Source organism: Clostridium rectalis, assembly GCF_900626095.1.
Lineage (GTDB): Bacteria > Bacillota > Clostridia > Clostridiales > Clostridiaceae > Clostridium_AS > Clostridium_AS rectalis.
The window spans coordinates 1-20,034 of the sequence record NZ_UYZZ01000010.1 but is presented as its reverse complement, the minus strand read 5'-3'; the positions used below and the strand labels follow the sequence as shown (position 1 = coordinate 20,034).

Here is a 20,034-nt window from a genome sequence, read left to right as displayed (position 1 = left end):
TTTTATTATAGTAATTCTATTACTCAATAACACAAATACTTTGAGCTGCTATTCCTTCCCCTCTCCCTGTAAAACCTAAACCCTCTTCAGTAGTTGCTTTTATATTTATTCTATCTTTAGATATATTTAATGCTTTTGAAATATTTTTTACCATTTTTCCTATAAATGGTGCCATTTTAGGTTGTTCAGCTATTATAGTGGCATCTATATTGCCTATTGAAAATCCTTTATCATATATAAGACTTCCAACTATCTCTAATAAATGTATGCTGCTTGCTCCTTTGTACTCAGGATTAGTATCTGGGAAATGTTTTCCTATATCCCCCAGAGCAGCAGCCCCCAATAAGCTGTCCATAATAGCATGTATCAAAACATCTGCATCTGAATGACCTAAAAGCCCTTTATTGTATGGAATTTCTATTCCCCCTATAATTAATTTTCTCTCTCTCCCTAACTTATGTACATCATAACCCATTCCTATCCTCATTATAGCATCACCTCTTAAAACAATTATATATAATAATTGAACTTTATGTACTATATATTGTGCATTATATTGTTTTTTTTGAAACGTAAAAATATTTTATAAAAAAAAGAACTAAATCCAAAATAAAAAAATGTTTTGGATATAGTTCTGAATTTAAATTCATTATTAGGATATATTTTTCCTGTATTTAATTACATTTTTAGGTGTGGATTTTAACTTATTAAAATGAAATAACCTCTTCATTCCTTTTAAAATGCGTATATATAAACTTTCATGTCTTTCCCTATCCTTATGTTGTTTTAGAAAGTCAACATAGATCACATTATTTTTCATATCCGTCACACCCTTTTATATATTTATTTTATAATATTATCATATCATAAAATAAACAAATTGTTAAGAAAATTCTTAAAATATAAAATATATAAAAAAAGAATTCACTTTATATTTTAAAAAGTGAATTCTATATAAATATATTTGTATATATTTAAGGAGAAGAAAAGTATTATTAGTAGGCTTTAAATGACACAATTACATTATATGTATTTTATTAAAACTTTGTTACACATATTTAAAAAATAATATAATAATAACTATATTTATATGGTAAAATTATAATTAATAAAATTATAGTTATTATTATTTTATATACTTTGTAATAATTCATAAATATTGAATTTATGGAATAATAATAACTTTGTCCACAAACTATCCACATAATTGTGGATAATGTTAGTATTTTATAATATTGAATCCTTCGAATAATGTATATTTACAATAAAAATAATAACCCTTATTGTAAATACGTGTATAACCTTAAAAATTAACACTAATTTCACAAGTTATACACAGGCAAAATGTGGACAATGTGTATAAGTGTATAACATAATATATTAATTTATAAAAAATTTAATTATTTAATATATAAAAAAATATAGATATACGAGGTATTTAACATGATTAACAAAAAATTTTTGCGTGCTAATTTATTACTACTTATGTTAACTTTTTGTGTTTTTATAACTTCTTGTGGAAAAAGTTCTAAAACTCCATCACCAGAGGATAATAAAAATAATACACAAGTTATCAACAAAAAAACTAACATGGTTAAAAATGGTAATAAAACCCCTGAAAATCTTTTGAAAAATAGAAATTTCTCAGGCGATAATATTAAATACAACGATAAGGGAATTCCCGTACTAATGTACCATTCTATAGATTATGAAGAAGGCAATGAACTTAGAGTATCAAAAGAAAAATTTAAAGAACAAATGGAATATTTAAAAAAGAATAATTATACTACATTAACTTTAAATGAGTTATATGATTTTTTTATAAATAATAAACCTGTACCAGAAAAATCTGTAGTTATAACCTTTGATGATGGATACAAAGATAACTATATAAATGCTTATCCTATACTTAAAGAATTCAGTATAAATGCTACTATATTTGTAGTAACAAATAATATAGACAAAGATAATAACTGTCTTACATCTGATCAACTAATTGAACTAAATAATAATGGAATAGATATAGAAAGTCATACTGCCAATCATGATGACTTGCCAACACTATCTTATGAAAATCAACTAAAAACTTTAAAAGAATCTAAAACTTTTTTAGAAAAAACCCTTAAAAAAGAGGTTCCTTTCATAGCATATCCTTATGGTAAATGGACAGACCTAACAACAAAGGCTGTTAAAGAGGCAGGATTTAAGATGGCTTTTTCTACCAGTGGTACATGGTCAGATAAAACCGATGGAATTTATACTTTAGATAGAGTTTATATAAGTGGTAACTTTCAACTAGATGAATTTATAAGAAGAATAACAGATAGAGACTATAATAAAAGCCACTAAGGCTTTTATTATAGTCTCTTAGTTATTACTACGCTAATGTTGCTACCAACACTGATTTAATAACATGCATTTTATTTTCTGCCTGATCAAACATCATAGAATAGTTACTATCAATTACCTCATCAGTAACCTCCATTTCAAATAATGAACTATTTATATTTAAATTACGAAAACTTGGTAAGCAATGCATAAATCTTATATTCTCATTTTCAGTCCTCTTTATCATTTCCATATTAATTTGATATGGCATCAATAAACCAATTAATTCATTATCTATTTCTTTGATTTCATTTGTAGGAACCCACACATCTGTATACAAAATATCTGAATCCCTAACTCCTTTGTAAATATTATCTGTGATTAAAATCATTCCACCTGTATCTTCACAAATTTTTCTACACTTCATGACTAGCTCTTCCTTAGGCCATAATGCTTTTGGGGATACTACTCTAAATTCCATACCCATTTTACATGCACCTATCATAAGAGCATTAGTCATTTTATTATTACCATTACCCACAAAGGATAATATAATCTTTTTTAATGGCTTATCTAAATTTTCTGTAATAGTTAAGAAATCAGCTAAAACCTGAATGGGGTTATCTTCATAGCTTAATGCATTCCATGTAGGTATACCGGATGTTTCATTGATTATATTTAAAGCCTCTTCTTTTAGTCCCATAATAACAGCTCCATCATATATTCTACCAATTACTTTAGAAATATCCCTTATGGATGACTTCCTAATCATATGATGCTCCGATACAGGAATATAGCTAATATTCGCCCCCTGATCATAAGCAGCTACCTCAAACTCATAAATATTTGCTTTGAAATCCTTTTCATGTAATAAAACTATATTTTTCCCTAAGAGGCGTTTTTTTTCAGTGCCTATATATCTAGCCGCTTTCAAATCCAAAGCCATTTTAAATAACAACTCTATTTCTCTAGGTGAATAATCCATAAGAGTTACTAAACTCTTATTTTTCATATTTAACATAAGCATCTCCCCCAAAAATATATTTTATATGTTTACATTTCACCATAGTATTAAAAATAATCTTAATTTTATAATTAATATGTAAAAAGCCACATATAATTACTATATATTTCTATTATACATATATAATTTACTATATACCAAATATATGCAATAAAAAAGGAAGTCACTACATTTTTTTATTTAACTAACTATAATTAAATCTTATTATATTAGAATAAACAGTTAAAATTATTAGACACACTTTTTCTAAATATTTAACTAAAACTAGTTTTAATTTTACTTATAATTAAAATACAACTTAAAATACATTGATTTTATGTTAAAAATTTAAATTAAACCAAACAATGTAAAATCAAAATCTGTTTTGTAAATTTAAGCACAAATCCTGTGTATTTATTTTTTATTCCAATAACCTAAATACTTTATTTTATTATTTTTGACAATTGAAAAAAAATTAGATTATTAACATTTTTTTATTAAAATAATTTAATTTTTTGTAATTTATATACTTATCCACATTTTTAATGATGTTATCCACTATTTTTGTGGATAACATCATTAAAATAACCCCTTGCCATTCTTGAGATTCACAAACTTATTAACACTATCAACAAAATAGCTGTTGATAACTTATTTTATGGGCTGTGGAATACTTAGACAATATATTCATTTCTTCATTCATTTTTTTATTAATTTTGCAATTTAAACAACAATGTTATTCCCATTTAATGTATTATATTGTTTTAAAAATTAAATATTATAAAAACACCTTTTAAACTATTTTTTATTTCATATTTTCATAATCAGCTAGAAATTTTTCTATACCAATATCAGTTAAAGGATGTTTTAACATCTGAGTTAGCACCTTAAATGGTACAGTTGCTATATGCGATCCCACCCTTGCACATTCCAATACATGCATAGGAGTCCTTATACTAGCCGCTATAACCTCTGTATTCATATTATACATATCAAATATATGTACAATATCCTCTATAATTGGCATTCCACCATTTCCTATATCATCTACTCTTCCTACAAATGGGCTTACAAAACTAGCACCAGCTTTAGCGGAAAGTAAAGCTTGTTGAGCCGAAAAAATTAATGTAACATTTGTTTTTATTCCTTCTTTACTTAATACACTTACAGCTTTTAATCCCTCTTCACACATAGGTATTTTTATTACTATATTTTTATGCAATTTAACAAGTTCTCTGGCCTCATTAATCATTTCATCAGACTTTAAACTTATTACTTCTGCACTTATGGGACCATCAACAATAGAACATATTTCTGTTATAACCTCCTTTAAATCTCTTCCTTCCTTAGCTATTAGTGAAGGATTAGTTGTAACTCCATCTAAAATACCCCATGCAGCAACCTGCTTAATTTCCTCTACATTTGCAGTATCAATAAAAATTTTCACGAAAATCTCCCCTTTCAAAATTTATATAATTATTATATCACAATTATTAACGTGAATTTTTACATATTAAGCTTGTACTTTTTCTCCTAGTAATGATAATAATAAACAATAAAAATTTACTTGTTTTTTACATTCACCATTCATTCACCTTCATAATATAATTATCATATAATAATTAACATTTAAAAGAGGTGTTTATCTATATATGTAAATTGAATTTTATGTTAGTCTTGTTAATTAAATAGAATTTATTCCTTATTATAACTAAGCAACTATTAAAAATTCGACAATGATTTTAATTTATCCATTATATTACTATTTTATATGGAAAATATTCTTCTTTAATATCATTTCTTTTATTGACTTTTTATAATTCCAATATATACAATATCTATTACCTACCCTTATATATTCAAGGTTATAGAATTAGTAAAAAAATGTAACTTTACATTAAAAACATATTGACATTTGAATAAATTGGTAGTATAGTAACATTAGATGGAATTTAATAAGAAATTTGTAATATTATAAAACAATTTATGTTTTATATATTGACTTTTAATGGAATGTTTGTTACTATTTAATGAGACGTGTGTCGAAAAATGTATAATTAGAGGAGGATTATTAATGAAATCAACAGGAGTTGTAAGAAGAGTAGATGAACTTGGTAGAATTGTTATTCCAATAGAATTAAGAAGAACTTTAGATATCGCTGAAAAAGATGCTTTAGAAATTTACGTTGATGGGGAGCAAATCATATTAAAGAAATATGAACCAGCTTGTATTTTCTGCGGAGATGCAAGAGATGTTATCAATTATAAAGGAAAAAACATCTGTAAAAATTGTTTAGGCGAATTAAAAGAAGGAAGATAACCTTTAATTTAAAAAATTAAAATCCCTCACTTAAATGTGAGGGATTTTTTTCGAAAAAAATTCCAACTTAAGTAAAAGTTGGAATATATAATTTACCTTTAAACATGCCATTTTTCTTCATATGAATATATTAGATATGACCTACTTATATATGAAATGTAGATATTAAGATTTGAATAAAACATAATAGGAGCTATATAAATGGAAAGAGATATCTAAATCCCCTTCCATTCAAATATTTATCTTACTCTTGTTCCACCACTAAAGTCACTTCTATTTAAAGGTGATACTTTTACCACATCTCCAGTTCTAGGTGCATGAATATAACATCCATCTCCTACATAAATTCCAACATGATGTGCTGGTGAACCAAAAAACACTAAATCACCAGGTTGAAGCTGATCTCTTGATACTGGGCTTCCCGCATTTTGTTGATCTGACGCTACTCTAGGAAGACTAATCCCAAAATGAGCATAAACATACTTTGTAAATCCTGAACAATCAAAAGTTCCCGGACCATTTCCTCCCCATTCATATGGAGTTCCTAAAAAATTAGAAGCATATGCTACTATATTACTTGATGAAGCACTTGCAGAGCTACCGCCACCGCCGCCTCTTGATGGTTCATATTTTGGCGCAGAATTTCTAGCATTTTCAATTTTTTTCATAGCAGAATCTATTGCTGCTTGAGCTTCATTAATATTTGACGTATACTTATTTTCTTCTTGCTGTAATTTATTAACCAAACTTTCATGTTCTTGTTTTTTACTTTTTATTTCAGATAACTTCTTTTCGTTATCTTTTTTTAGTGATTCTAATTTGCTTTTTTGACTATCTAGTTCCCGTTTTTTATTTTGTATATTTTGTTTTTTCTCGTTAAGTTGTGCAATTATTTTTTTATCTAATTCCATAACTTTTTTAACATTTTCTACTCTAGAAATTAAATCACTTATTCCATCTGCTTCTAATATTACATCTAAATAGCTTCCTGTACCACTTACATACATAGCTCTAACTCTTTTATTAAATAACTCTTGTTGATCTTTAAGATCTTTTTCCGCTTTTTCAATATCCTTTTCTGTCTTTACAATATCTTTTTCAGTCTTAGATATTTTACTTTTAGTATCCTTTATATGTACCAATAATTCTAATAACTGATTGTCCATCTTTTCTATAGCTAATTCTAAGTTCTGTTTTTTATTTTGAACTTCACTTAGAGATTTTTTATTTTGCTCAACCTTTTGCTTTTGTGATTTTATAGTTTGTGACAATGGTTCTGCTAATACTGAAACATTAGTAGTAAGAACTAATCCTAGAGCCATAATAGCAGCCACTAGTTTCTTATTCACAAAGACACCCCCCGAAAATTTTAAAGCTAATTCATTTAATATAAAAATTTTACGTTATTCTCTCTTTAATGTTAATTTAATGTTACTTTAATATTATAACATTAATTTGTTAAAAATCTCAATGTTAAAAAGTGTATTTATAACACTATACACTCTATTATATCAATTTTCTTTTATATTTCTTAAATATTTATCGAATATTTGTAAATATCAGATTTAGGCAAAGATCTATCCTTGGCTACTCGTTTAATAGCCTCCTTTTTATTTAAGCCTTCTTCCATATATTTTATTATATGTTGTTCTATAGTTAAATTCTCCCATTTCCCCCTTTCTTCTTCTATTATTTCAGCCTCACTTTTGCCTTCTACTATTAATACGTACTCCCCTTTAGGATAGTTATCATAATTATAATATTTTATTGCATCTTCCATTGAAAATCTTAATATTTCTTCATGCATTTTGGTAAGTTCTCTGCAAATTGATATTTTTCTATTACCTAGGTTATCCATAAAAAATGATAATGTATTTATTAATCTATGTGGGGCTTCGTAAAATATTAAAGTTTCCTTTCTATCTTTAACTTCATCTATTACAATTTTTCTCTCTTTATTTTCTCTTGGTAAAAATCCTCTAAATAAAAATTTTGTTGTGTCCATCCCCGAGTATACCAGTGCAGTTATAGAAGCTGTAGCCCCTGGAATTACTTCAAAACAAATACTTTCTTCTATACATTTATTTATAATAACACTGCCGGGGTCCGATATCCCAGGAGTTCCTGCATCACTAACTAGAGCAATATTTTTGCCTTCCTTTATTAAATTTATTATATAATCACTTTTAATCTGTTCATTATGTTTATGATAGCTTATTAACGTTTTTTTAATCTCATAATGGTTTACAAGTTTTAGCGTCTGCCTTGTATCTTCAGCTGCTATAATATCAACTTTTTTTAAAATTTCTAAGGCCCTTAAGGTTATATCTTTTAAATTTCCTATTGGAGTTGGTACTACAAAAAGTTTTCCTATACCCACTATTAATTCCCCATTTCTCCATAAATTCTTTTTATTTCATCCGTATAGTTTCCTTCTTCATCATAAACATACAAAGTTTTTTCCCACCTCAAAAATGCTCCTGCATTTTTTTGACCTTCTAATAGTATTAAATTAGGTGATTTATCTTTATTAGGTTGAACCATACGTATAACTTTAGGCTCTATTTTATACTTTTTCATAGTACATAATATATCTGCCATTCTTTCCGGTCTATGAACCATATAAAATTTCCCCCTATCCTTTAAAAGGATTTTAGCCGCTCGTATTACATCATCCAAATTACAACTTATCTCATGTCTAGAAATAGCGTTTTTATCATCTAAATTAATCACACCAGAATTTCTTAACTTATAAGGTGGATTAACTGTAACAACATCTGCCCTATTTAATTCTTTAATTGCCTTTTCATTTGTTAAATCCTCGTTTATAAAATTAATTTGCCCTTTTAAATTGTTATATTCAACTGTTCTATTAGCCATATCTATAAGTTCTTGTTGTATATCTATACCTAATATATTTTTAACCTCATTTTTCCCTGATATTATAAAAGGAATTATACCAGTACCTGTACATAAATCTATTACTGAATCATTCTTTTTCACTCTTGCAAAGTTGCCAAGTAATACTGCATCCATTCCAAATCTAAATCCCTGCTTCTTTTGTATTATATAAAGTCCCTTTAACTTCAAATCTTCTAAAGTTTCATTATCTTGTATTAAACTCTTCTTTAACATTTTATTTTCCTTTCTATTATTCTGTTTACTACTTATTATCGATTAAGAAAATATAATTGTCAATTTCAGTAGAACGTACTTACTTTATAAATATATATTGAGAAAAAAATAAAACTTTATGTCGTTTGTGACATAAAGCCTTACTTTTTAAAATTTATTTATAAAAAAGACCACTATATAGTGGCCTTTTCTCTTAACTAGTCTTGAACTGGTGCTCCTACTGGGCAAACGTTAGCACAGTTTCCACAATCGATGCAAGCTGCAGCATCTATATCAAACTGAGTGTCTCCCTGGCTTATAGCATTAACTGGACATTCTGAAGCACATGCTCCACAATTTATACATGTATCTACTATTTTGTATGCCATATGTATACACCTCCTTATATTTTTGGACAAGTATATCCGATTTATATTTTACCACGTTTATGACAATTTTTAAAGTGATTTTTATAAAATAGTGTACCCCAAGTCTTCTATTGATTCAACTAATTTGTCTACAGTTAAAGAATACCCATCATAGACTACATCTACTTCTTTTTTATCTAAATCTATCTGACACGCTATGACACCTTCATTATTTGATATAGCTCTTCTAATACTATTAACATCAATCATATTCTTCATATTGTTCACTTTTAAAATAGACTTCATAGTTTCCCCCTAATTTTCCTTAAACAGTTCTTTAATTATATCCTCGTCTTCACCATCAACTTCTATTTTAATATCTTCTTCATTTATAGTACCTTCATAAGATCCTGAAATTAATCTAAGTTTTTCAATTGGGATTTCTTCTATAAATTCTTCTCCACCATCTGTTGGTTTTATTTTAGCCTTTACACTTTCTTTAACTACACTATTAGAGATAACTTCCCCATCTCCGTACTCTGATTTTATTATTGATCCCACTTTAGGAAGTCTTTTTCTAATTCCTTCATAAGTTTCTTGTTCAAAATTCAAGCAACACATAAGTCTTCCACAAATGCCGGATATTTTTGTAGGATTTAAGGATAAATTTTGTTCCTTAGCCATTTTTATTGAAACTGGTGCAAAATCCCCTAGATAAGTTGAGCAACACATGGCTCTCCCGCATGGTCCTAGTCCGCCGATCATTTTAGCCTCATCTCTAACTCCTATTTGCCTTAATTCTATTCTTGTTCTAAATATAGCAGCAAGATCTTTTACAAGCTCTCTAAAATCTACTCTTCCATCTGCTGTAAAATAAAAAATTACTTTATTATTATCAAAAGTATATTCTACATCTATAAGTTTCATTTGCAAATTATGTTCTTGAATTTTATCTAAACATATATTAAATGCATTTTCTTCCTTTTCTTTATTTTCTCTATGTTTTATAATATCCTCTTGAGAAGCCCTTCTTATAACACTTTTTAAAGGAGTAACTATTTCATCCTCACCTATCTCTTTTGAACCAATAACACATTCACCAAACTCTACTCCTCTAGCAGTTTCAACTATAACACTACTTCCCTTTTCTATTTGTAATTCCCCTGGGGAAAAATAATATATTTTTCCTGCTTTTTTAAATCGTACACCCACAACTTTTACCATATATATTTATACCTCCTGCATTTTAAACAACATGGAATTAAAAACTAATGCTGAGTTTACATTCCTATCAAGCTTTTTTCTTGTATATTTTATTATATCTATAATATCATTTAATTCATTGATTGAAAACATTTCTGAAATACCCTTTACATCATCTATCTTATCACCATTGATTATTAAATCTATATGACCAGTTTCTTTATATATAAAAACATCCCTAATATATGAAAAAAAACATGTCAAAATCTCTTCCCACATAAATTTATATTTCATTAATTCATTTTCAAATTGTAAAATATCTATTTCTGGATTCTTTAACTTTTTTAATATATCTATTGTCAAATTTCTTATATTTTGAAAAGATTTATCCTTTATAAATTTCTCTGCTCTTCCAGGTATACAATCACTGAAAGAAACTATGGTTTCTATTTCTTTATTATTTAAATAACTATATTCTCTTTTTAAAAACTCCATCATCTCTTTATTTGTTAAATGATGAAGTTTATATATTTGGCATCTAGATTTAATAGTATCTAATAAGTTTTCAAGATTCTCACACAACATAAAAATAAATACACCTTGTGGTGGTTCCTCTATAGTTTTTAAAAAAGAATTTTGAGCCTCTATAGTCATACAATCAGCATTATGAATTATAACCACTTTTTTATCTTTCTCATAAGGCTTTATATTTATCTCTCTTATAATGCTTTTTACCCTGTCTACCCCTATAGTCTTTTTATTTTTTTCTATTCCAAATTCTATTATATCAACATATTGCTTATTTATCTTTTCTTTCATCAAATAAATAGCTATCCCCTTAGCTAAAGGCCCCTTCCCAATGCCATCCTCTCCTGAAAATATATGAGCATGTGAAAACCTTTTATTATCTATAGAATTTATAATCTGTGTTTTTATATTAGTGTGTCCTATTATAGTATCTAAAAACACTACTTAATCCTCCATTAAATTTTTATAAATTTATCTACATCTACTACAAATATAGTAGCTCCTCCTACCTCAACTTCAATAGGATAAGGTACATATACCCCAGTAGTACCTGCCACTGGTGAAGGTGTTGTAACTACTTGCTTTCGTGTTTTACATATATCCTCTATTATATTTATTACCTTATCCATTTTGTCTTCCTCAACACCTATCATAAGAGTAGTGTTCCCTGACTTTAGAAATCCACCTGTAGTAGCAAGTTTTGTAACTCTAAAACCTGAATCTGTTAACAATTCTATTAAGTCACCTGAATCATCATCCTGAACTACAGCAATGATAAGTTTCATGTACACCATCTCCTTTTTAATATAAAATAATACCTACATGTATATTCTAACATATTTTTGAAAACTTCTAATAAAAATATATTAGTTTTTCTTTAACACTGTTATATATCTCCTCATGAATTTCATCTATAGACTTTATTTTATTATTACAGACACATTTTAATTTAATCCAATTATATTTTCCAGCTACATAACAAGCATTCTTATAAGAATTTATCAAATATAGCTTGTTTTTTTCATGTATATCTTTTTGTAAATCACCAGTAAATTTATTCTTTCTATTGGTCATAAGTTTGCTACTATACTCTGGTGGCATATCTAAAAATACAACCAAATCAGGTCTAGGTAATCCCATTAGTTTAAACTCTAACTCCCACAACCAATTTAAAAATTTTTCTTTTTCTGCTTCATCTTTTATCTTGGCCGCCTGATGCACCATATTCGATGTTGTATACCTATCAGCTAATATTATTCCTCCATTATCATAAAAATCTTTCCATTCCTTTTTAAATGAAGCATATCTGTCAACAGCATAAAATGTCGACGCTGCATATGCATTTACATCTTCTGGTTTGTCTCCGAACTCTCCATTTAGATACATTTTTATAAGTGCAGAGGATTCACTTTTATAATTAGGATACTCTATTTTTAAAACTTTATATCCATCTTGTAATAATCTCTCATAAAGCCTTTTAGTTTGAGTAGCTTTACCGCTTCCGTCTCCAGCTTCCACAACTATTAATTTTCCCTTTTTTGATTTAGTCATATAATCAACCTTCATTTCTAATTTATTCTATTATTTTAACCTTGCCATTATCTACTCCTATTAGTTCTATTCCGTTATTTAAATAATATTTTAACATAATTATAGTTTCTTTATCTATTATTTCTCCCATCATAATTAATGGTATACCTGGAGGATAAGGTATTATATTTTCACCACATATCCTACCCAAGCTACCCTCTATATCAATTTTTTTCTTTGGTTTATTTACTGCTTCATGAGGTGATAACTTTAAAACTGGGATACTATATTCATGTATATTTATTGATTGGAATTTCATTTTAGATAAATCGCATTTTCTTAATACTTCATATAAATATTTAAAATCTTCTTCTGTATTAAATGGTGAAAATATTAGTACTATATTATGAGTATCACTCATCTCACACTGAATTTTATTCTCTCTTAAATATTTTAGTAATAAATTTGAATTATAATTATTATTTAAGTTTATTATATACCTACTTCTATCCATAAAGTAACTATAGTTTTCGTTTATATCCTGTTCATCTATTACATGCATATTATCAATGTTATTTATTTTATTTTTATATTTTTCCGCCAACTCTATTAAATTATTATATTCATTTCTACCATATTTCTGTAGATAATACCTCCCATAATCCATAGAACACATCAATAAATAGGAAGGGCTTGTACTTGAAAAACTACTAAAATAAAAATCAACCTTATCTTTATTTATATTACTATTTATATGTAAAAAGGCGGTTTGGGTAAAACTAGCCAAAGTCTTATGTGAACTTGTAACCACCATATCAGCTCCTAACTTAACTGCACTTTTAGGTAACTTATTACTTATACCAAAATGTGCTCCATGAGCTGAATCAATTAGTACTTTCATATTATAATTTTTTGCCTCTTCAATAATTTTCTCCAAATCACAACATATTCCATAGTAATTTGGATAAGTTAATATTATTCCTTTAGCATCCCTGTTATTTTTTATTACTTGAAAAAAATGCTCCATATTTATGGAAATAGGAGCATTAAAACTATTACAAACTCTATTCTTTATATAAACAGGTTTAAGTTTTTTTAAAATTATTGCATTAAATATAGATTTGTGACAACTTCTATCTATTATAACTTTATCGCCCTCTTTAAAAGAAGAATACACCATTATTAAATTTCCACTAGTACTTCCATTAACTAAAAAATAGGATTTTTTACTACCATAAAGTTGTGTTAAAAGCTCACTGGCCTCTTTTATAATTCCTTCAGGATTATGAAGATTATCAACACCTTCAACTTCGGTGATATCACAACTTAATATATTATTTATAAAAGTTTTCCCTTCCTCAGTAGCAAAAAAACCTTTGCCATTCTTGTGTCCAGGCATTGAAAATGAAATGTTATTTTCTTTTACGTATTTTAAAACTCCTTCTACAAGTGGTAAATCTGACACCTTCTATCCTCTCCTCTTATCCATGGGCATATTATAAATTTTTTTATACAATCTTTATAATACTTATAAAAATCCGTATCCATATTAACCTTTATAATCTTTTGCTCACAATTCAAACATACTCCTTTACCATTAACTATTATACCATTCTTTAGAGGCTTTCCACATACAATACAACATCTTTTTTTCATAGGTATCCTCCTTAAAAAATAATTGCTATCTTAAATTTTTGCCTCTTACTATATATTTTATTCAATATGTTGTCCAAATTTATTTTGTCCACATAAATATATTAAATAATTTATGGGTACAATATTATTAATTCTAAATAACGGGGTGATAATTTGAAACAAAAAATTGCTACTTTTTTAGATTCTATAAGCAATGACATATTTAATATTTCTAAATATTTATATGACAATCCCGAAGCAAGCTTTAAAGAATTTAAGGCCTGTCGATATTTGACCAATATATTAAAAAAAAATAATTTTCAAGTTACAGAAAAGTTACTAAATATTCCCACAGCTTTTTCTGCTAAATATGGGGAAGGTCATCCTAAAATATGCTATATATGTGAATATGATACCATAGAAGATGAAGGCCATATTACAGGTCACAATTTAATATCCTCCATGTCTGTAGCAGCCGCCATATCTTTATCAAAAGTTATGGATAAATTTCAAGGTACTGTAATAGTTTTAGGTTGCCCTGGAGAATTTGTAGGCAGTTCTAAAATAACTATGAAAAAACAGGGTATATTTGATGACATAGATGCAGTACTTATGGCTCATCCTGATATCGTTACAGCAGAAAGTGGTTCATCTATGGCACTACTTCCTTTGAAAATTAATTATAAAAGTCCTGCTAGTTTAAGTTATAGAAAATTAATAAATTATTCCTCTTTAGATGCTTGTTTATTTACCTTTAATTCTTTAAATTTATTATCTAAGGGGCTTAATAATACTAGCATAGATGGAGTAATAGCTAAAGGTGGATCCTCTCCATACTTAATGCCCACAGAAGCAGAAGCTAAATTTTATATAAGGGGTACAAAAATGTGCTATGTTGAAAATATAGAAAAAAGACTTAGAGAATTTATAAAAAACATTAGTAATCTAATGGAAATACAATCTGAAATAAGTATATATGAATTACCTTATGAAGAACTTATAACAAACTCTACTTTATCAAGATTATTTTCTCATAACTTAAAAGAAAGTGGCATAATTGATATAAAAGATCCAAAGGATACTTACTCAGGACTTAGCATCGGTACAATAAGCCATTGTGTCCCCTGCATACATCCTTATATATCTATTGTAGAAAGTCCATCTATTAAATATTCATCAGGGGAATTTGCTATGGCTACTATATCAAATTATGCTCACGATAAAGTCATTAAGACCGCTCAAGCATTAGCCATAACGGCTTTGGATTTAATAGAAGGAGAACATTTATTACAAGAAATGAAATCTGAGCTATATAAAAATACAAATAAAAATTTTATTATAAATAAAAAAGATTAGCTAATTAAAAATTAGCTAATCTTTTTTTTCTGTGGAACTTTATTTTCTCAATTAAATTGTTACTAGGTTCAAAATAAAACTTCCTCAACTTATTTCCATCTTTATATACGCAACAATAAGGTTTAAAATTTAATACTGAACATATATATCTCTTAGAACTAGATATATTAGATCTAAATTTAGATAAATCCTTTTTACCTATATATTCTATATTTCTAACCTTTATATTTTCTACTACCTTATCTTCTTCACCTTTTATCCTATGAATAATAAACTGATCCGCAATGAGCGAATAAGTGTACTTTACTCTACATCTAAAAACTTCAAATATTAAGGCTACTAAAACTAGTATACTACATAGCCCCATTATAACTTTACCTATATATTCTTTACTTATAGGTAATGTCTCAATAATTTCAAGAAAAAATAGAGTACATACTAGTATCGCAAAAAATTTTACTAATGACGGTAATTTCCTTCTAGTCACTGTTTCCTTATACATGTTTCCCATACAAGAACCCTCCAGGCAAATCCCCTATATTTATTACAATATAGAAATTATACTAGGGTTTTAATGGTTAATCCAGAGCCAATATAAGCTATTATAGTCTTCTAGAGTTTACTAGTGACCAATAGGTGTTATATTATCATAGTATATTTATTTAAACTCGATTTATCGCAACTTTACTCTTGAATTTAATTTTAATGCGAATTTTTTATTTTATTATATTTTCAAAAAGGTTTTTTTCCTTCATTTACTTTATAACTTATAGACAATATCATTTTATAAGTTATAATATAGTTTATACAATACTAATAGGAGGTTTAATATGATTTCAATATATAAATCAACAGAAGAACATGAACATAAATTACTTAAACAAATAGACTCAATAGAACCGGGCTGTTGGATTAATATAGTTGCACCTTCAGATCAAGAATTATTATTTATATCCCGCAAAACTAATGTTCCAATAGATTTTTTAAAAGCTGCGTTAGATGATGAAGAAACATCACGTATAGATAGTGATGATGAAAAAAATATGTTAGTTCTATTAGATATTCCCTTTACTGAGATGGAGGATAATTCTTTAACCTACGATACATATCCTCTTGGAATCATACATACAGATAATTTATTAATAACCGTATGCTTAAAAAACAGTAAAATTGTTTCAGACTTCATTGATGGAAAAGTAAAATCTTTTTTCACTTTTAAACGTTCTAGATTCATACTTCAAATATTATACAGAGTTGCTAGTTATTACTTAATATATCTTAGACAAATAGATAAAAAAAGCTTACTAATTGAACGAAAATTACATAAGTCAATGAAAAATAAAGAATTAATTCAACTTTTATCTTTAGAAAAATCTCTAGTATACTTCTCTACTTCTTTAAAGTCAAATGAAATTACGCTAGAAAAAATGCTCAAACTAGACATAATGCAAAAATACCCTGAGGATCAGGATATCCTAGAAGACGTTATAATAGAAAATAAACAGGCAATTGAAATGGCTAATATATACAGCAATATATTAAGCGGTACAATGGACGCTTTCGCTTCAGTAATATCAAACAACTTAAATATAGTTATGAAATTATTAGCTTCAATAACAATAGTTATGTCCATACCAAATATGATATCCGGTATGTTTGGAATGAACGTTAGAGCTATACCTTTTGCAGAATATCCTTACGGTTTCTGGATAATTTTTAGTATTATATTAGGATTATCAGTAGTTACCACAATATTTTTATCTAAAAAGGATATGTTTTAATAAAAATTAAGGATATTTTATCCTTTATTTTTATTTATTATAAATAAAAAAATCAATCTAAAAATAGATTGATTTTTTTGGAGGCGCCACCCAGATTTGAACTGGGGATGAAGGTGTTGCAGACCTGTGCCTTACCACTTGGCTATAGCGCCATATATTTTGCGTTAACTACTTATACATAATAACATCTAAAAATTATTTTGTCAATAACTTTTAGATGTTTTTTAGATGTTATTCAATACTTTTACGACATTTCATCTACTACACTTTTTAATACTTTTCCAATACTGTCCTGTATAACTATGGATGCTTTACTATCATAAGATGTTGCTGATTTATTTATTAAAATTAAATTATCTCCTGTATAATAATCAACTAATCCCGCTGCTGGGTATACAACCAAAGAAGTACCTCCAACAATTAATAAATCACATTTACTCACAAAATATACTGCTCTATTAATTGATTCCATATCCAATGGTTCTTCATATAATACTACATCAGGTTTAACAGTACCCCCACAGTGATTGCATTTAGGTATACCACCATATCCTGAAATGTACTTTAAATCAAAGTACTTATTACATTTCATACAGTAGTTTCTATGAATACTACCATGCAATTCTATAACCTCTTTAGAACCTGCAACTTGATGAAGTCCATCTATGTTTTGCGTTATTATGGCTTTCAATTTACCCATTTTTTCTAATTTAGCAAGTGCATAATGTGCATCATTAGGTCGGGCATTTTTATATATCATTTTATCTTTATAAAAACTAAAAAAATCCTCTGTATGTTTTTTAAAAAAACTATGACTTAATATTTCCTCCGGTGGATAAGTTAAATTATTTTTTGCCTTATATAACCCAGTATCCGATCTAAAATCTGGTATTTTACTTTCTGTAGATACTCCAGCTCCTCCGAAAAATACAATATTGGAACTATCTAGTATTAATTTCATTAATTTTTCTGTATTATTCATAAACACACCTCCAATACTCCTACCCTATATTTAGCATATCATATAAAATATTTTTCATCTATATCATTATATTTAAATTATCCTAATAGAATATAAAAAAACCAATATGAGTAGTATAGGGGTTATATACTTAATTGCAAAATAATATAATTCTACAATTCCTTTATTTTTCAAACTACCATTATTTGAGAGTTCCATTTTTATATCTTTTCCCTTTAAAACATATCCAATAAATAAGGATATAAAAATCCCTCCTAATGGTGCCAATATATTAGAAGCTAAATAATCAAATAAATCAAAAAAGCCTTTATGTAGTATCTTTATATTTGATAAAATACTATTTTTATCTGCAGACAAAGTTGCTAATGCTCCAAACATAAATAATACAATTCCATTAAGTAGTACAGCTTTTTTTCTTGAATAACCTCTTTCCTCAATATAGTAGATAATAATACCTTCCATCATCGATAGTAAAGCAGTAGTAGCAGCTATTGCCGTAAGTATAAAGAAAATGCTTAATAATAATTTTCCAAAAGCCATTTTAGAGAATACTAAAGGAATAGTCATAAACAATAGTCCAGGACCTTCACTAGGTTTCACGTTAAATGAAAATACTACTGGAAATACAGCAATCCCCGCAAGTAAGGATACTAAAGTATCTGACAAAATAACTTTTACTGCTGTACTCGGCATATTATTATCTTCTGTAAAGTAACTTCCATACGTAACCATAACTCCCATACCTAAAGACAATTTAAAAAATGACAACCCCAAAGCCATTAATACTGATGATGTATTTAATTTTGAAAAATTTATATTAAATAAAAATTTAATTCCCTCTTTTGCCCCAGATAAAGTTAAAGCTTTTATATCACAAACTATTATTAATATAAATAATACAGGCATTAATATCTTAGTTACTCTTTCTATACCTTTTTTAACTCCCATTAATAAAATACTAGAAACTATTACTATAACTATAGCCTGCCATATAAGCGGCTCAACAGGCCCTATCGTAGTATGAAAAAATATTTTTCTAGTAGATTCTATAGAAGTATAATTGAAATCCCCTTTTATGGATTTAAATATATAGGAATATACCCACCCCGCTACACAAGTATAAAAGAATATAATAAAATGCACTGCCACAATACCTACTAAACCCATGTTTCTCCATATAGAATCAGGTTTTAAATACTCAATTGCTCCAATAAAATTTTTTCTAGCTTTTCTTCCTATAAAAAATTCACTTATAAGTATTGGTAACCCAACAAAAAAAACACAAAGTAAATATATAAATAAAAATCCTCCTCCCCCATTATTACCCACTAAATAAGGAAACTTCCATATATTTCCCAAACCTACAGCAGATCCTAGTGTTGCAAAAAATACAGCTAATCCTGATGAAAATTTTTCTCTTTTCTTTGAATCATGCATTTTTAGTTTTCCTTTCTATTTTATAATAGTAGTTTTCTCAAAATTTTTATTTTTATAAAATAAAAAAAACACTAAGTATACACTTAGTGTTTTAATATTACCTGACGACGACCTACTCTCCCACAAGGCCTCCCTTGCAGTACCATCGGCGCTTTGAAGCTTAACCTTCGTGTTCGGTATGGGAACGGGTGTTACCTTCAAGCCATAATCACCAGATACTGATTTACAGAAATCTTCGATTTCACTTTAAATCATTACTCCTCAGTTTCCTGAGTGAGTTATCTTTGAAAGAACTTATTCTTTCAAAATTGCACAAAGTAACATTTATTAGATCAAGCCCTCGACCTATTAGTATCAGTCAGCTGAATACATTGCTGTACTTACACCTCTGACCTATCAACCTTGTGTTCTTCAAGGGGTCTTACTAGCTTACGCTATGGGAAATCTCA

At 27.5% G+C, this 20,034-nt stretch carries 22 protein-coding genes, 1 tRNA gene and 2 rRNA genes; 4 read left to right on the top strand and 21 right to left on the bottom strand.

Translation table 11 applies throughout. The features are described 5' to 3' along the window. Window positions 1-19: 19 nt before the first annotated feature. Both ispF and EJL03_RS16205 read right to left on the bottom strand, forming a co-directional pair. On the bottom strand, window positions 20-487 hold the full coding sequence (gene ispF / locus EJL03_RS13840; RefSeq protein WP_125154566.1) for a 2-C-methyl-D-erythritol 2,4-cyclodiphosphate synthase: 468 nt from the start codon (window positions 485-487) through the stop codon (window positions 20-22). Between the two features lie 165 nt (window positions 488-652). After that, window positions 653-820, bottom strand: coding sequence for a hypothetical protein (locus tag EJL03_RS16205; protein ID WP_164509104.1), 168 nt, complete (start codon window positions 818-820; stop codon window positions 653-655). A gap of 623 nt (window positions 821-1,443) precedes the next feature. Between EJL03_RS16205 and EJL03_RS13835 the strand changes: the two genes are divergently transcribed. Then, the gene (locus EJL03_RS13835; RefSeq protein WP_423243354.1) at window positions 1,444-2,349 is read left to right on the top strand and encodes a polysaccharide deacetylase family protein; all 906 of its coding nucleotides are present in this window, start codon (window positions 1,444-1,446) and stop codon (window positions 2,347-2,349) included. Window positions 2,350-2,377: 28 nt separating this feature from the next. Here EJL03_RS13835 and argF read toward each other — a convergent pair whose 3' ends face one another. Both argF and fsa read right to left on the bottom strand, forming a co-directional pair. Next, on the bottom strand, window positions 2,378-3,349 hold the full coding sequence (gene argF, locus EJL03_RS13830) for an ornithine carbamoyltransferase (RefSeq protein ID WP_125154565.1): 972 nt from the start codon (window positions 3,347-3,349) through the stop codon (window positions 2,378-2,380). Window positions 3,350-4,136: 787 nt separating this feature from the next. Then, a complete protein-coding gene (gene fsa / locus EJL03_RS13825; RefSeq protein WP_125154564.1) occupies window positions 4,137-4,778 on the bottom strand; it encodes a fructose-6-phosphate aldolase in 642 nt (213 codons plus the stop codon). Window positions 4,779-5,405: 627 nt separating this feature from the next. Here fsa and EJL03_RS13820 point away from each other — a divergent pair. Beyond that, window positions 5,406-5,651: an AbrB/MazE/SpoVT family DNA-binding domain-containing protein gene (locus EJL03_RS13820; protein WP_125154563.1), complete on the top strand. Its 246-nt coding sequence runs from the start codon at window positions 5,406-5,408 to the stop codon at window positions 5,649-5,651. Window positions 5,652-5,890: 239 nt separating this feature from the next. On the opposite strand, the gene EJL03_RS13815 is transcribed toward EJL03_RS13820, so the two are convergent. From EJL03_RS13815 to EJL03_RS13765, 11 genes are all read right to left on the bottom strand, one after another. Beyond that, window positions 5,891-7,000, bottom strand: a complete 1,110-nt coding sequence (locus EJL03_RS13815) for a C40 family peptidase (protein ID WP_125154562.1) — start codon at window positions 6,998-7,000, stop codon at window positions 5,891-5,893. A 182-nt stretch (window positions 7,001-7,182) separates the two neighbouring features. Continuing rightward, entirely contained in the window at window positions 7,183-8,031 is an 849-nt protein-coding gene (gene rsmI / locus EJL03_RS13810; RefSeq protein ID WP_125154561.1) for a 16S rRNA (cytidine(1402)-2'-O)-methyltransferase, read from the bottom strand. 2 nt (window positions 8,032-8,033) lie between these two features. Further along, a complete protein-coding gene (locus tag EJL03_RS13805) occupies window positions 8,034-8,786 on the bottom strand; it encodes a tRNA1(Val) (adenine(37)-N6)-methyltransferase (protein ID WP_125154560.1) in 753 nt (250 codons plus the stop codon). Between the two features lie 197 nt (window positions 8,787-8,983). Continuing rightward, on the bottom strand, window positions 8,984-9,154 hold the full coding sequence (locus EJL03_RS13800) for a DUF362 domain-containing protein (protein WP_125154559.1): 171 nt from the start codon (window positions 9,152-9,154) through the stop codon (window positions 8,984-8,986). An 81-nt stretch (window positions 9,155-9,235) separates the two neighbouring features. Then, window positions 9,236-9,439, bottom strand: coding sequence for a heavy-metal-associated domain-containing protein (locus EJL03_RS13795; protein ID WP_125154558.1), 204 nt, complete (start codon window positions 9,437-9,439; stop codon window positions 9,236-9,238). Between the two features lie 9 nt (window positions 9,440-9,448). Beyond that, entirely contained in the window at window positions 9,449-10,357 is a 909-nt protein-coding gene (locus EJL03_RS13790; protein WP_125154557.1) for a PSP1 domain-containing protein, read from the bottom strand. Between the two features lie 6 nt (window positions 10,358-10,363). Next, window positions 10,364-11,305: a DNA polymerase III subunit delta' gene (locus EJL03_RS13785; protein WP_125154556.1), complete on the bottom strand. Its 942-nt coding sequence runs from the start codon at window positions 11,303-11,305 to the stop codon at window positions 10,364-10,366. 14 nt (window positions 11,306-11,319) lie between these two features. Continuing rightward, complete coding sequence (locus EJL03_RS13780) at window positions 11,320-11,649, bottom strand: cyclic-di-AMP receptor (RefSeq protein WP_125154555.1); 330 nt, start codon at window positions 11,647-11,649, stop codon at window positions 11,320-11,322. 67 nt (window positions 11,650-11,716) lie between these two features. Then, window positions 11,717-12,415 (bottom strand): dTMP kinase, encoded by a 699-nt coding sequence (locus EJL03_RS13775; RefSeq protein WP_125154554.1) that lies wholly within the window; start codon window positions 12,413-12,415, stop codon window positions 11,717-11,719. A gap of 22 nt (window positions 12,416-12,437) precedes the next feature. After that, window positions 12,438-13,859 carry an aminotransferase class I/II-fold pyridoxal phosphate-dependent enzyme gene (locus tag EJL03_RS13770; RefSeq protein WP_125154553.1) on the bottom strand — a complete coding sequence of 474 codons (1,422 nt, stop codon included), beginning with the start codon at window positions 13,857-13,859 and terminating at the stop codon, window positions 12,438-12,440. Beyond that, window positions 13,838-14,050 (bottom strand): sigma factor G inhibitor Gin, encoded by a 213-nt coding sequence (locus EJL03_RS13765; protein ID WP_125154552.1) that lies wholly within the window; start codon window positions 14,048-14,050, stop codon window positions 13,838-13,840. The genes EJL03_RS13770 and EJL03_RS13765 overlap by 22 nt, the downstream gene beginning before the upstream one ends. A 153-nt stretch (window positions 14,051-14,203) precedes the next feature. On the opposite strand from EJL03_RS13765, the gene EJL03_RS13760 reads away from it, so the two are divergent. Further along, window positions 14,204-15,385, top strand: coding sequence for a zinc-binding metallopeptidase family protein (locus EJL03_RS13760; protein WP_125154551.1), 1,182 nt, complete (start codon window positions 14,204-14,206; stop codon window positions 15,383-15,385). 4 nt (window positions 15,386-15,389) lie between these two features. Here the strand turns inward: EJL03_RS13760 and EJL03_RS13755 are convergent, their stop codons facing one another. Beyond that, window positions 15,390-15,896: a hypothetical protein gene (locus tag EJL03_RS13755; RefSeq protein WP_125154550.1), complete on the bottom strand. Its 507-nt coding sequence runs from the start codon at window positions 15,894-15,896 to the stop codon at window positions 15,390-15,392. 319 nt (window positions 15,897-16,215) lie between these two features. Here EJL03_RS13755 and EJL03_RS13750 point away from each other — a divergent pair, with 319 nt between their 5' ends. Beyond that, a complete protein-coding gene (locus EJL03_RS13750) occupies window positions 16,216-17,166 on the top strand; it encodes a magnesium transporter CorA family protein (protein ID WP_125154549.1) in 951 nt (316 codons plus the stop codon). A gap of 78 nt (window positions 17,167-17,244) precedes the next feature. Here EJL03_RS13750 and EJL03_RS13745 read toward each other — a convergent pair. The 5 genes from EJL03_RS13745 to EJL03_RS13725 form a co-directional block, all read right to left on the bottom strand. After that, window positions 17,245-17,318 (bottom strand) — tRNA-Cys (locus EJL03_RS13745). A gap of 92 nt (window positions 17,319-17,410) precedes the next feature. After that, window positions 17,411-18,148 carry an NAD-dependent protein deacylase gene (locus EJL03_RS13740; protein ID WP_125154548.1) on the bottom strand — a complete coding sequence of 246 codons (738 nt, stop codon included), beginning with the start codon at window positions 18,146-18,148 and terminating at the stop codon, window positions 17,411-17,413. 72 nt (window positions 18,149-18,220) lie between these two features. Beyond that, window positions 18,221-19,585, bottom strand: coding sequence for a sodium-dependent transporter (locus EJL03_RS13735; protein WP_125154547.1), 1,365 nt, complete (start codon window positions 19,583-19,585; stop codon window positions 18,221-18,223). Between the two features lie 99 nt (window positions 19,586-19,684). Next, a 5S ribosomal RNA gene (rrf, locus tag EJL03_RS13730) occupies window positions 19,685-19,801 on the bottom strand. 112 nt (window positions 19,802-19,913) lie between these two features. Continuing rightward, window positions 19,914-20,034 (bottom strand): 23S ribosomal RNA (locus EJL03_RS13725); the annotation flags it as partial.

Coding starts and splice junctions, on each gene's coding strand:
- EJL03_RS13795 (WP_125154558.1), bottom strand. CDS start 9,439: ATGAAGTCTATTTTAAAAGTGAACAATATGAAGAATATGATTGATGTT.
- EJL03_RS13765 (WP_125154552.1), bottom strand. CDS start 14,050: ATGAAAAAAAGATGTTGTATTGTATGTGGAAAGCCTCTAAAGAATGGT.
- EJL03_RS13800 (WP_125154559.1), bottom strand. CDS start 9,154: ATGGCATACAAAATAGTAGATACATGTATAAATTGTGGAGCATGTGCT.
- EJL03_RS13735 (WP_125154547.1), bottom strand. CDS start 19,585: ATGCATGATTCAAAGAAAAGAGAAAAATTTTCATCAGGATTAGCTGTA.
- EJL03_RS13755 (WP_125154550.1), bottom strand. CDS start 15,896: ATGGGAAACATGTATAAGGAAACAGTGACTAGAAGGAAATTACCGTCA.
- EJL03_RS13740 (WP_125154548.1), bottom strand. CDS start 18,148: ATGAATAATACAGAAAAATTAATGAAATTAATACTAGATAGTTCCAAT.
- EJL03_RS16205 (WP_164509104.1), bottom strand. CDS start 820: ATGAAAAATAATGTGATCTATGTTGACTTTCTAAAACAACATAAGGAT.
- EJL03_RS13780 (WP_125154555.1), bottom strand. CDS start 11,649: ATGAAACTTATCATTGCTGTAGTTCAGGATGATGATTCAGGTGACTTA.
- ispF (WP_125154566.1), bottom strand. CDS start 487: ATGAGGATAGGAATGGGTTATGATGTACATAAGTTAGGGAGAGAGAGA.
- argF (WP_125154565.1), bottom strand. CDS start 3,349: ATGTTAAATATGAAAAATAAGAGTTTAGTAACTCTTATGGATTATTCA.
- EJL03_RS13835 (WP_423243354.1), top strand. CDS start 1,444: ATGATTAACAAAAAATTTTTGCGTGCTAATTTATTACTACTTATGTTA.
- EJL03_RS13805 (WP_125154560.1), bottom strand. CDS start 8,786: ATGTTAAAGAAGAGTTTAATACAAGATAATGAAACTTTAGAAGATTTG.
- EJL03_RS13790 (WP_125154557.1), bottom strand. CDS start 10,357: ATGGTAAAAGTTGTGGGTGTACGATTTAAAAAAGCAGGAAAAATATAT.
- EJL03_RS13775 (WP_125154554.1), bottom strand. CDS start 12,415: ATGACTAAATCAAAAAAGGGAAAATTAATAGTTGTGGAAGCTGGAGAC.
- EJL03_RS13820 (WP_125154563.1), top strand. CDS start 5,406: ATGAAATCAACAGGAGTTGTAAGAAGAGTAGATGAACTTGGTAGAATT.
- EJL03_RS13750 (WP_125154549.1), top strand. CDS start 16,216: ATGATTTCAATATATAAATCAACAGAAGAACATGAACATAAATTACTT.